This is a genomic window from Streptococcus sp. E17BB, assembly GCF_041807725.1.
Classification (GTDB): domain Bacteria; phylum Bacillota; class Bacilli; order Lactobacillales; family Streptococcaceae; genus Streptococcus; species Streptococcus entericus.
Genome location: NZ_JBGTZC010000046.1, coordinates 1 through 13,501, shown reverse-complemented (window position 1 = coordinate 13,501; position 13,501 = coordinate 1). Strand labels below are relative to the sequence as shown.

The window sequence follows — 13,501 nt, the reverse complement described above, 5'->3', positions numbered from 1 at the left end:
GTCCACTGGTGGAACCATCATCGCATTCACGGTAGTCTCGATTACCAAACACCTATGGTTAAGCGAGTTATCGCTTAACAAAAACACTTTATAAAAATTGTACAGAAAAGGGGTGCCTTTTCACTTGATTATATCGCGAGGTTGTTTGAGAACAGCCTCTGCCTCAGCATAGTCTAGGGTATAAAGCACATCAAAGACACTACTCATGTAGCCTTTCAAATCACTAGCCTGTTTGAAGCGGTCTGGCGAGACATTGACATAGCGTCTAGCCTGTTCATATTCCTTGAGTTTGCTAAAATCAAAGATGAGGTTATAGGTTAATGCATCCTCAGCATGGAGGAAGTAAGAGCTTGATTGTAAGAGCCCCAGTGCATAGTTTTCAGCTCCCATACCAGCTCGTCGGTCATAACCACCTAGATAGGCTATACCGTCGTTATTATGAACAGCTTCGTGGGTAAAGACAGAAGCGCCATAATCATCCAGTAATTTATCATAAACAAAGGCAATCCGTGTGCCATCGGCAAAGGCCCCCTGACCAGCTCCATAAGGGAAGAACGCACGATTTCCGATAGGTCCAAAGAAATCCCTAATGGCTTGATTAGCTTCTGTACCGAACATCGGTAACCACTTCTGGTTGTTGTTGACATAGTAGCCATCCCATACAGGCATTGGCTTGATGATGCGGTCACGACTACGCGCTGGCGCCAAACGGTACCACGCATCAAAATGCCTTGCCTGACGTTCAGCTGTCAAGCGAACCCGTTCCTTGATGTGCTCAATTTGCTCGGCGCGTGACTGAATGCTTCTGGTGTCAATGTATCTGTCATACATGCCATAGGAGATGGATCCCATGGTGGTGATGATGTAAATCCCCTCTTTAGCGGTCAGCAGCGGTAGGATACCGTTTTGCTCATGCTCGCTTGCTAGCAAATGGTAAACACGGACATCTTGGTCAGGTAGCTCTTTTGATTTTTCCTCAACGATATAGGCCTTGGTTGTTGCTTTGAACCAGCTGTTATCATCAGTAAAGTCGGTAAAGAGTTTTCGGTTCGTTGTCAAATAGCTGAGCAGGTCAGTTTTACCAGTATTTGGCGCAATTTTTTCAGCATAAGTTCGCACATGGTTGGCAGGATTGAGGAGCTCATACCCTTCTTTTCCTTCTGATAGGTTGACTAACCATTCCAAAGTATGGACAGGCTTGCCAAAGAAATTCTGATGGAAGCTTATCAAGTCTTTCAAAGCTGTTATTTGCTGGGTGCCAGCATTGGTTAGAGCAAGATCATACCAGCGGTTCAAATAAGCCAAACCTAACAAGATACGCTCCTTATTGATCTGGATGTAGTCAATCAGATACTGGTCAAAGTTACCCCCTGTCGTGTTCATAACCCTGTCAGTTGCCAAAATCTGGCGGAGCTGGTTAGGGAGGTCAGATTTGATGGTGTTGAAACTATCCTCCAGATACAGCTTGTCCATGGCATCTGACAAACTACCGAATTTAGGGTCGATTGCCAGGGCACTAGACATGCTTGGTGATTTGTAAGCTAAGTTCTCAAGACTTGGTAACACAGCTGTGATGATATTATCATGGTTGGATAGAAACTGATTAGGGGTATAAATTAAATTGGTTCCTGTGATTATGTACTCGCTCACCACCGGATTAGCAAAATTTTCCTTGAAGGCTATTAGCAAATAGCTGATGCTATCATCTTCAAAGTGCAACAGGAGACGGTTGAGCTCCGTGCGTACCCTGCTGACATCGGCAATGAGCTTGTCGCCGATCATTGGAGTGACAGACAAAAGCCTGTTGGTGTAGAGTTTATCCGTCTGGTCAATCTGATTGACGACATTCACAATCGTTTCTTTATTATAGAACGGTAGGAGTTTTTCCGTATTAGCATAGGCAATCTCACGATTTTTGCTAGCACCAGGCAAAAGTGTGTAGTCTGTTTGCCGTCTGTTAACATTAGTAGCTAGCGGAGCATTTTTGCCGATATAGAAACTGAACTGTTCACGGTACTTGCCTGCCTCGCTGGTTTCGACCAGTTAATCAAAAGCTGTTGTCACTTTGTAAACTGGTTGACCATTTAGCGTGGTCTCTTCGATATGTTGAATGGGTAGGAGGATATCTTTAAAACGCTTGGAACTCACACGAGCCATATATTCAGACGGGGCAAGCATCGGCTGCTCTTTGAAGCTATCAATGGTCAGTAGTTGCCCATTTTGATAGGTCTGTAAGGTGACGGTATCAACATCTTTAATCTCCAGCTTTTTGAGCGATAAGGTGAGTTCACGCCGGTCAATCAATTCTGCCTGAGGTGTCTGGTCAGTGGTATAGACCATCACTGTGCGGAGTGAATAAGGGGTATTGTAATCAGCTAATGAAATGACTTTTCCAGAGAGTTCCTCTTTTGAAACGAAGAACTCGCCGACCTGTTCGTTGCCTTTATAAACGCGGATGACGGCCTTTTCAAAAGCTTGGTCAGGGTCTGTTAGTTGATAGGCTATTGTAGCTGTCTTAGTCAAATTATCTTGAGAAAGACTCGCTACAGTGAGTGACGGCACTTGCTTTTTAGCTTGCAACAGACTGATGGCCTGGATAATGGTTTGAACAGAAGCGTCAATTTGTTCTTGATTTGATTGACTATCTTGAAGAATAGCTTGTGCTTGAGCGAGTTTATCTTGAAGATTTTCCCAGCTTCTTGTAGTATAAGGTGATGATTCGAGCTGCTGAGCTTCGGTCAGTGCGATGGCTAAGCGACTTTCATCAAGGGAAGTTTCAGGGACACTAGGCTTGCTTTCTGAGTTTTCCTCAGTTTCTTCCTGCTTGTCACTAGGTTCAGTTGCTTCATCAGGTTTGTCCAGAGGTTTATTTGTCTCTGGTTTATCAGAATGGTCAGCTGTTTCTTCACTTACTGGGTTGCTTGTATTTTGATTAGTTTCACCTGTATCTTTTTGAGCCTTTTCCGATGATGAGGGCGATTCAGTTTCTAACCTAGTCTCATTTGTTATCTCAGCTTTATCCTCTGGCGAATAATCTTCGTGTTGGCTAGCTTGGTTGATTTTGCTAGCTGAGAAATAGTAGCTGAAGCCTTGACCATTGATAGTGCTCTCTGGCTGTGGTAGTTGCTCGCCTAAAGTAACGAGGTGTGTCTCCGTCAGAAATGCCTGTAGCCCAGCTTCGATGGCTCTGCTATTGGCAGTCGTGAGGACTGCCCCGCCCAAACAACTAATGATAATGAGCTTAGCCACCCGTTTTTTATCATGTTTGGTCAGTAGAAGCCCAACAGCAGTAATGCCTAACCCTGCCAATAGCCCGATGAGGTGACGCGCTTGATCGCCAGTATTAGGGAGTCGAAGAAGTCCTTTATTTTCTTGATAAGCGAGGATGTAGGTGGAGTCTGCTTGTGCGATTTCTTGGCTGAATTGCTTGCCGTCAATCAGTTGTTCTTTTTCATGACTACTGAGATCTGTGTAATTGACATAATGATAGGTGATGGTGACTTGTTCATCCAGAGTATCAGCCTGAGCCGTCACTGGTGAACAAGTTGGAGCGAATTTGGCTAAATGGTCGGGGAAACTCTGCCCAACGATAGCTGTAGTAGCAATACCGACAACGGTCGATGCAACAGCAACTTTTAATTTACGAATGGAAAACCTTAGTGTTTTGTTTGTCCAATTCATACTATCTTCCTTTCTTAATATAGATATTGTATGCGTTATCAGTATATCATAAAAAGGTTTTTTGTCTGCTAATAAATGGCAAAATAAACAAAAAAAATACAAAAACCCATGTCATCTAATAGACAACATGGGTGAGAGATTCGGTTATCTTTGGGATAATAGGATGGCAGGTCGGAACTGAATATTATAGTTGATTATCCTCGACCTTATTGAGGTAAGTTTCTACTGCTTTCAAGGTGTCTTCTAATGCCCCTTCTTCAAATGGTGAACGTAAATTGGCAGCGGCAACGATTTGCAGGAAAGTCTTGGTGCCACCCAGTTGACAGATGTGGAGGTAGTCTGCCCAGGCTGTTTCGTTCTTGTCCACCTGCGTGCGTTTCCAGAATTGTAGGGCGCAGACTTGAGCCAGTGTGTAGTCGATATAGTAGAACGGACTAGAGAAGATATGTCCTTGGCGGAACCAGAAAATACCGCGGTCAAGCGCTTCTGATTCAGAGTAGTCCTTGCTTGGCAGGTATTCTTTTTCCAAGCGTCGCCAAGTGGCTTTACGCTCAGCAGGTGTCATGTGTGGCTTTTCATAGACGTCGTGCTGGAAGTGATCGACAAGAACCCCATACGGCAGGAAGAAGAGGGTACCAGACAGGTGGCTGAAGCGGTATTTATTGGCCTCTTCTTTGAAGAAATGTTCCATCCATGGCCAAGTGATAAATTCCATGGACATGGAGTGGATCTCACAAGATTCATAGGTTGGCCAGAGGACTTCACCAGCAGAAATCCAGCGAGAGTTATAGACTTGGAAGGCGTGTCCTGCTTCATGGGTCAAGACATCGATGTCACCGCTGGTACCATTGAAATTGGCAAAGATAAAGGGACTGCGGTAGTTTGGAATGTAGGTACAATATCCGCCAGTGTCCTTGCCGTCTTTTGCAACCAAGTCCAAGAGGTCGTTGTCCACCAAGTAGTCAAAGAACTCGCCTGTCTCTTTAGAGAGCTCACGGTACATGCTTTGTGCAGCGACTACTAGTTCGTCAGGGGTGCCCTTTGGTGTGGCGTTGCCCGCTAAAAATTCTAGGCCGAGGTCGTAATGCTTGAGCTCGCTTAATCCAATCCGCTTGGCTTGACGCTCACGGAGTTGGTTGACAATCGGAACCACCAGACGCTTGATTTCTTCACGGTAGGTCTTGACCATGTCTCGGTCGTAGTCAAAGCGGTTCATGAGCTTGTAGCTATATTCGACATAGTCCTTAAAGCCCAGAGTGGTCGCGATTTCATGGCGAACCTTGACCAACTTGTCATAGATGTCATCAAAGTCAGCCTCATGTTGCTCAAAGTAGGCAGTCACGGTGTCTACGGCTTCCTTACGAGTGGCACGATCTAGATTTTCATAGAATGGAACCATTTGAGAGATGTTGTAAGTACCGCCTTGGAAGTCCATCTGAGCGGTCGCCATCAGCTTGTTGTAGCGGTCAACCAGCTCATTTTCCTTTTGGAAAAGAGGGATAGCCGCTGAAGAAAAGGTAGCCAGCTTATTTTCTGCCATGAGGAAGAAGGTTTCAGGCAAGAGGTCGCTCAAATCATCACGGAAAGAACTAGCAAGCACGGCCTTATAGTAGTCTGTGAAAATCTCGTCAAAGAGCGGTCCATGCTCGTTCCAGAAGTCGGTTTCTTGGTTGTAAAAGTCATCTTTGACATTGATGGAGTGACGGATGGAGCAGAGGGTGCTCTGGGTGTCGATGTCTGCTTGGACAGACTGGATAGCACGGATAGCAGCCTTGGTGTCCTCTAGGGTCTGAGTTGCACGAAGCTGGGCAGTTAGCTCTGCCATTTGCCCCTTAATTGCAGCGTAATCAGGACGAGTGTAAGTATAGTTGATAAATGTCATAAAAAAACTCCTTTTCTTTTATTGTACGGTATTTCAGATGATTTGACAACCATCCGCTGAAATGAGAAAACATGAAAAGACCTTATGTTGGACTTCCTCTTTGTTTTATGCTATAATATCTAAGCTTACCAATACTTAAGAGGAATGATGCCATGGGATGGAATGATAAACAATTGCGTTTTTCGATTAGAAAGTTTAAGGTTGCTGTCGCGTCAACGGTTGTTGGCATAGCTATCTTTGGAGGATTAGCTGGTTTACAGACTGGTTATGTTGCTGCAAATGAGCAAACAACAGCACAAGTTCAGTCAGAGAAAACCGTGACCATTGATTATATTTATGTCAACTATGATGAGTTAACGCCTGAGCAACAAAACCTACTCAGACGTACCGATAAAGATTTTGCAGAGGAAATTGCGACCGACAACCAGTCGTATGTCTTAGTTTATAAGAGAGATACTGGTCTGCTGTCTCTGCCGAGCACTGGGGACACAGCGACGACCTTGCTGACACTCTTGGGTAGTTTAGGGATTATTGGGGTGATTCTTGCCGTAAAACGCCAAAATAAGCACTTAGTCGCTCAGATCATCGTTATTACTGGTTTAGCTGGGGCGGTACTTTCTGTGACGGATACAGAAGCTTTACAAACTGCCTTGAAACACTTTCTCACAGAGCAATATGTGGTGACGGTTGGGGAACATTTGCCTAGACCGAAACAGCTTTCCGAGCTTGTAGACCATCAGCGATTTGCTTATTACATTTTTCAAGAAGAATTAGAACCAGATAAAGCTCCAATTCAAAAAACTTCTCCGGTAGATAAAAAGGAAGAGGGCGAATCTCCTATTGAGCAAAGTCAAAAAGATGACCTGTCACAGGCTGAGGAGGCAACAGGTAAAGATTCTGAACAGTTGAGTCAGAATGAAGCAACGATTTCCCCTGTAATTCCGACTCCAATGCCAATGCCACCAGCACCACCGACCAGTCCAGTCACTCCAGCTCCGCCAGTCGAGGGTGTCGAGGTTGTTGAGAGCCGTGTGGCAGTCGTGTCTACTGATGTTGACTACATCGACAGTGATGAACTGTATGTTGGCGAAACCCAGCTGATTAGTGAGGCGGTCTCAGGTGAGAAGCTTATTTCGACCAGCTACAAAACCCTAGATGGACAGCGTACGGATGAGATTGTCGGCAGTCCAGTCGAGACCCTAGTCAGCGCACCTGTTAATGCCAAGGTTAAGCGAGGGACTAAACCTCGTGAGACCGTTCTTCCGACTCCAACGCCAATGCCACCAGCACCACCGGCCAGTCCAGTCACTCCAGCTCCGCCAGTCGAGGGTGTCGAGGTTGTTGAAAGCCGTGTGGCAGTCGTGTCTACTGATGTTGACTACATCGACAGTGATGAACTGTATGTCGGCGAAACCCAGCTAATTAGCGAAGCGATTTCGGGCGAAAAGATTGTTTCGACCACTTATAAAACTCTAGATGGACAGCGTACGGATGAGATTGTAGGCACACCTACTGAGGAGGTCACGACCCAGCCCGTTAAGGCAGTTGTTAAACGTGGGACTAAGCCGATTGCAGGTCAGGTGACCGAGGAGCGTACGGAGCCAATCGCTCACGGTGAGCGTATGGTTGAGGACCCTGAACAGTATACAGACTATCGTGCCGAGGCAGAAGGTGCTGATGGTGTTCTAACCATTACCGAAACCTTTGCGACGGTGAGAGGTCAAAAAGAGGGCTCGCCGCTCACTAGCAGCAGCCGTGTGACGACTGCGCCAGTTGACAAGGTCATTACTGTAGGTACCAAGCCAATCGAAGGCACGACAACAGTTGTGACGACAGCTCCAGTGACGACTCCGGAGATTGACTACCAAGATAGCTCAGACCTTTACGAGGGAGAGACCCAAGAGGTCAGCCCAGCCGTTGTAGGCGAGAAGACTATCAGGACAGTCTATAAGACGGTTCGCGGTGTTCAAACGACCGAGGTTATCGGCACGCCGACTGAGGAGGTCACGACCCAACCCGTTAAGGCGGTTGTCAAGCGAGGGACAAAAGTGAGAACAGAAGCTGAGCGTCAGAATCCGATGCCAGCGGCAGCAGTTCAAACAGTTTCTGTTGGTCAACGCCCGAGTGCTGAGGCTAGTGTTGAGGCGGCAGGTTTGACTAATGTGGCTAGCTATACTTGGCAGACAGGGCCGTCAACATCGACCGTTGGTCAGAATGTTCCAGGGACTGTTTTGGTGACTTATACTGATCAGTCGACAGACTTGGTTCCTGTCACCATCAATGTTATCCAAAACAAGACCAAGCCAAATCTGATTTTGGAAGAGTTGGTTGAGTTCGATGAGGACAAGAAAATAACCCTCAACTATGCCCTAGAAGATCCAACCAATAGCTACAAGGGAGCGACCATCTCGATTTATAATGGTGATGCACTGGTCAGAGAATTTACCCTATCGACCATGGATGCATTTGATGTGTCTGATTTGGATTGGAACATTACCTACACCCTCAAAGGCAGATTTACCTACGATTTGGAAGACGGTAACGGGGTTAAAACAGAGGACTTGAGTATTCGCCAGTTTGAGCTGGACTACAAGCACTTGGAAATCAAACACGTGGTGTCTGCTGGTCTCTTCCAGAAACAGACTGATGGCACCTATAAGCAACTTGATATGATAAAAGAAGCGCCAACAGCGCTAACCGACTATTATGTTAAGGTTAATTCTGATCAGCAGCGAGATATTTACCTGTCAGTCAATAGCATTGAAGCGGTTGAAAAGGACGGTAAACAACTCTACAAGGTCGTGACGGCAGCACCAGAGTTGATTCAGTATAGCGATGATTTAGGTAAGAATCAAGACAACTACACCTTCTACGTGCGCCAGTTTGTTCCAAGTGAAGGCAATAAAATACGCACGTTTGCTGATCTAGTTACTGCTCTGTCGGCCAATCGAACAGGGACATTTGAGCTGGATGAGGACCTGAAGGCAGATGAGTATACTCTCCCTGTTGGCGCTAAAAGCTATGTCGCTGGTAATTTCTTTGGTCGTCTATTGGGCAACAACCATGCCATTTACAACCTCAAGGCACCGCTCTTTGAAGGCCTGCAAAACAATTTTGAAATCCGCGATTTAGATTTGAAGCAGGTGGCTATCAACCAACCAGCAGCCGCCGAGATTGGGGCTTTGGCCAAGACAGCTTATGGCTATGGAGAAGGGATAGTGAGCAATGTGGCTGTTCAAGGCTCAATCTTGGCCAACCGCAGTGTTGGAGGCTTGATTTATCGGGCTAATAATGTGCGCTTGGAGCAGGTGGCCTTTGAAGGAGACATCACCGCTCGAAACAGCAGTACCGCTAACTTTACTGGTGGTTTAATTGGTTATGCGCAGTCTAATACTCAGGTCAATGGCGCTATCATTGATGCGACGATTCGGGTTAATGGACAGTATGCTGGTACTCGTGCTGGTGGTGCCGTTGGTGTTTTGGAGCATGCTAGAACAGGTCTGACCAATCTAGTGGCCAAGGGTGTTCTGGATAACAGCAGCGGAAATACCTCAGCCTATGTCGGAGGTCTCGTTGGGCAAGTGATTGCTAGTCCGCAGTTTACTAATACCATCACTGAAGTCAAGGTGGCCAAAGGCCGATTAGCAATTGGTAATTTAACCAATACACCTTCGCGTGTCTTTGATATTGTGACGGTTAATGGCGTCTCAACTGGGTCAAGTGATGAGACAGCAACGAGCATCACGGCTGAAGCTGCTAAGGCTAAGCAAGACGCCATGGGACTAACAGTAACATTGGCAGATTCAGGCATTGACCTCAATGTTTATAATGTTGACTATCAAGCGGTTCGTGGGGCTCAAGCCTCTAAGGTGCTGGCCTACAAAAACATTGAGAAATTCATGCCGCTTTATAACAAGGAATTTATTGTCAAACACGGTAACCTTTTGGCAGCCGACCATGACTTGGTGACCAAGACGGTAGTATCCGTGATTCCGATGGCAGATGATCGGTTTGTATCGGATTATCTAACGGATAAGCAAGCCATTAACAGGGTTATGGTCTACTTTGCGGATGACACGAAGGCTTATTATAATGTCGCTTATCTTGAAGACTTTAAGCAGACGGGTGTTGCTGAGTACCAAGTTGATGGTCTGTCCTTGCTCTACACGCCTGAGCAGATTTTGAGTCATCTGCCGAGCCTAGCTAGCCGTGTCTTGCCAGCCTTGAGTGGCGTGGACTATTATGCCCCCGAGACCCTAACGGCTCTCGGGAAGACCGGCAATGCTCAGGAGTTGATGGATAAGCTCTACCTGAAGGAATCCTTTGATGCCATTAAGGGCAATCTGGCTAATGTCTTGCAGGGAGTGCTATCCACTACTGATGTGATTGCGACAGATCGGACAGATTTAGCAGCGCATATCATCAAGAACAAGGAAGCCCTGATGATGGGACTGTCCTATGTCAACCGTTGGTTTAACATTGATTTTGGTCAGGTCAATGCTAGGGACCTAATCCTATATCACCAGGATCTCTTTGGCAAGTCAGCTAGTACCTTAGATTGGTTAATCAGCCTTGGTCAGTCCTATGACCAGCTCAAGTTGATTAATCATTTGGATACTTATGCCACTATCACTAAAGCCTACACAGGTGTGGCTGATGAATTTGACTACCTCAGTGCTTATCGTCGTCTCTTTACCTCCATGGATGAGAATACTTGGTTTAAGGCAACATCTAAAGCTTATATGGCTGAAGGAAATTCGCTGGCCAAACCAGATGCAGAGGTGCGCGCCTACCATAAACTCCTTGAAGATGGACAAGCTAAGAAATTTATCTTGCCACTATTGACTGCTAGGGAAGGTATTTTCTTCATTTCCAACATGTCAACACTTAACTTCGGCATGTTTGACCGCTACATGGATATGAACTTGAAGGTGACAGATCCAGTCCGTTACGAAGCTGAGTTGGCTAGAGTTAAGGCCATGGTAGATATCAGCAATATCCGCTATCGAGATCATTTTGACTTTTGGTATCGGATGTCACTTGATTCCGTTAAGGATAAAAATATCAAAGCGGTACCGAACTGGGATGGTTACAATATCAACCGTTCAGGATTGAATAATGGGCGTTGGTTGCCAATGTTTGGCGATACTAACGATGCTATTAAGGACTTCTTTGGTCCTATTGATGGAGCTTTGTGGTCACAATTTGGAAACAATGGTGCTGGTGCTTATGCGACTGGTTCATACACCCACTTCATTATCCTAAAAATGTTGGAAGAAGAAGGGGCTTCTGGGCACACTCATGAAATGGTTCATAATTCTGATGGCGCGATTTACTTGGGAGGTTACGGTCGTCGTTTTGGACAAGGAGCTGAGCTCTACGCCTTGGGCATGCTTCAAGCACCGTACACGGCTCAGACCAACTATTTTGCCATTAACAACCTCTTTGACTTCCGTGGTACGGCTGCAGAAAATGCAGATAACCGCTATCATAATCTATCTCCAGATCGCTTCCAGACGAGTGATGATTTGAAAGATTACTTCCGCGGGGTGTTCGATGTGCTGTACACCCTGGATCAGGTTGAGGCTGAAACCGTCTTGTCTCTGCCAAAAGACCAGCAACGTCTTTTCTATCATAAGATTGAAAATGACTATATTCAAGATGTCAACCTTAGCATTCCAACTCATGCTGGTAACCGTGTACGTAAATTTACGGATGCAGAATGGCAAGACATGACCCTGACCAGTGTGGCAGATTTAATTGATCATGATATTGTGAGCAACCGTGAGTTTGCGATTAATAGTGGCACGAGCCGAGACTACGCCCGAAATGGCTACCATACCGTACCGTTCTTCTCAGCGATTTACTCTGCCTTGGATAATCCAAACGGGGCGCCCGGAGACATCATGTTCCGTCGTATGGCCTTTGAACTCTTGGCTGCCAAAGGCTACGAGGGCGGTTTCCTACCATATGTTTCTGGTCAGTATGCCCAGCTCGCGACAGACCGTGGCATCACAGGGACCGAGACTTGGCCGAGAAAGCATACTGTGGGTAGGATTACTGATAGTTTGGTCTTTGAGCAAGTCTTTGGTAGCGAATACTCTGACTGGAAAGCCTTCAAGAAAGCCATGTTCCAAGAACGGGCAGATAAGCTGAATAGCTTAAAACCTGTCACCATTACCTACAAGGGAGCAACGGTGACCATTTCATCAGCTGACCAACTCAAACAACTGATGGCAGAAGCAACCCGAGAAGATATGAACAGGTTTTTGACCGGCACACCAATTAGTGTGACTGCCAACAATAACGCTTACGCTAGCAATTCTCGCGTGAAAGAATTGAAGGCGAAAATCTTTAATGCTTACTTGCGTCAGACAGATGACTTTAGAACATCAATTTACAGCAACTAGGCGAATACTTGAAAGGTTTGGAGAAGACATTCTTCAAACCTTTTATTTTTAATCACTATTATGTTTTACAAACTAGTTGATACATGCTATACTAGCATTAGACAACTAATAGGTAAAACATACTAGATGAGAAAGGAGTAAAGATGGCAGAAACACAGTTACTTAAGGGAGTGCTTGAAGGGTGTGTGCTTGATGTCATTGCACAGGAGGAAATTTACGGCTATGAACTTATTCAACGCCTAAAACAGCATGGCTTTTCAACGATTATCGGCGGAACGATTTATCCTTTGCTGCAAAAGTTAGAAAAAAGAGGCTTGATAGCAGGTGTGATGAGAGCTTCGCCAGATGGACCTGACCGTAAATATTTTCAGCTGACGGAGGATGGTCGGGTTTACCTGAATGATTTTTGGAAGCAATGGACAGAATTAGTGGATAAAGTTAGTCAAGTTAACGGAGGAAAATATGATGAAAAGACCTAACATCTATCACTATCAGTAATAGATCAATCAAATCTTCAAGGCATTGCGACCTGAAAACAGGGCTTATTTTGACCAGCTGGAACAGTACATAATTTCCACAGCTTTGACCCGTGATGAGGAAAAGCTCTATGAACAGATTTATACCATGGCGAGGGATTTGTAGGAGGCGGAAAAAGACGGGCTTACTGCTGAAGATTTTTTTGGTACCCAGCCCAAAGATATGGAGGATGAGCTATTAGCTAATAGTCCTAAAAACCCTTTGAGACGTTTCTTGGAATTTACGGTTGTCTTTATGGCTGTTAATCTTTTCTTGTCTTTTTTCAAAACAGGGCAACTGACAGTGGACATGGTAAAGGAACTCGTAACTGCTGGGCTTATGGTGGCAGGTCTAGCCTTTGTTTATCACCAAAGAAGAAAAAGTTCTATAAAACTCCGTTCAATCCTTATAGGAAAACAGTTTGGTACGGTCTGGTGTTTGGGATGCTTCTCCCTCGTTTGACCGAGCACTTACCTGCTTCAGGTCTGCTCATAACCATTCCGAGTCCACTGGACAGTGTTGTTTTACTGGGCATCATTGTCTTTCTCGCTTACAAACTCTGGCCGATGCCAAGCTATCGCTTCCTTCTCTTGCCAGCCCTTGCGCTTTGGTTTGGCGGCTTCTTGGGACAATGGCAGAGCAGGGGAGTAGATGTCGATATGTTGAGCAGCTTTTGGTTCAAAAGTTTACTGGTTTTGGCTATGGTTGGTCTGTCCTTATTTGTAGTGATAAGAAAACAGCGACAAGAACGCGGACTCGATTAGAACGAGCTCCTATTGGAGAGATTTAAACCTTACCTTGCTAAGCAGGGTAAGGTTTGTGCTATAATGAAAAAAGGAGGATAAGCGCATGAAGACTAATGTGATACTTGGCTTGGTATTTTTGATGTGAATCGGTTACACTAAACTAGACAGAATTTATAAAGTGTTCTACACTAAAGAAAACAGGAGAACTCTATGTCTAGAAAAATCCGTCGTCAATTTAGTGATGACTTTAAGCAACAAATTGTTGA

General features: G+C 45.5%; 6 protein-coding genes. 3 read left to right on the top strand and 3 right to left on the bottom strand.

Features of this window, described 5'->3' with window-relative positions:
* Positions 1-120 precede the first annotated feature (120 nt).
* The 3 genes from ACERC7_RS09540 to ACERC7_RS09530 all read right to left on the bottom strand — a co-directional run bounded on the left by ACERC7_RS09540 (position 121) and on the right by ACERC7_RS09530 (position 5,563).
* A complete protein-coding gene (locus tag ACERC7_RS09540; RefSeq protein ID WP_373666803.1) occupies positions 121-1,932 on the bottom strand; it encodes a ZmpA/ZmpB/ZmpC family metallo-endopeptidase in 1,812 nt (603 codons plus the stop codon).
* Between the two features lie 111 nt (positions 1,933-2,043).
* Positions 2,044-3,681, bottom strand: coding sequence for a ZmpA/ZmpB/ZmpC family metallo-endopeptidase-related protein (locus tag ACERC7_RS09535; protein ID WP_373666802.1), 1,638 nt, complete (start codon positions 3,679-3,681; stop codon positions 2,044-2,046).
* A gap of 184 nt (positions 3,682-3,865) precedes the next feature.
* Complete coding sequence (locus tag ACERC7_RS09530; protein WP_373666801.1) at positions 3,866-5,563, bottom strand: M3 family oligoendopeptidase; 1,698 nt, start codon at positions 5,561-5,563, stop codon at positions 3,866-3,868.
* Positions 5,564-5,715: 152 nt separating this feature from the next.
* Between ACERC7_RS09530 and ACERC7_RS09525 the strand changes: the two genes are divergently transcribed.
* From ACERC7_RS09525 to ACERC7_RS09515, 3 genes are all read left to right on the top strand, one after another.
* Complete coding sequence (locus ACERC7_RS09525; protein ID WP_373666800.1) at positions 5,716-11,973, top strand: ZmpA/ZmpB/ZmpC family metallo-endopeptidase; 6,258 nt, start codon at positions 5,716-5,718, stop codon at positions 11,971-11,973.
* A 143-nt stretch (positions 11,974-12,116) separates the two neighbouring features.
* Complete coding sequence (locus ACERC7_RS09520; protein ID WP_373659523.1) at positions 12,117-12,452, top strand: PadR family transcriptional regulator; 336 nt, start codon at positions 12,117-12,119, stop codon at positions 12,450-12,452.
* A 480-nt stretch (positions 12,453-12,932) separates the two neighbouring features.
* On the top strand, positions 12,933-13,253 hold the full coding sequence (locus ACERC7_RS09515) for a hypothetical protein (protein ID WP_373666799.1): 321 nt from the start codon (positions 12,933-12,935) through the stop codon (positions 13,251-13,253).
* Positions 13,254-13,501: the final 248 nt, after the last annotated feature.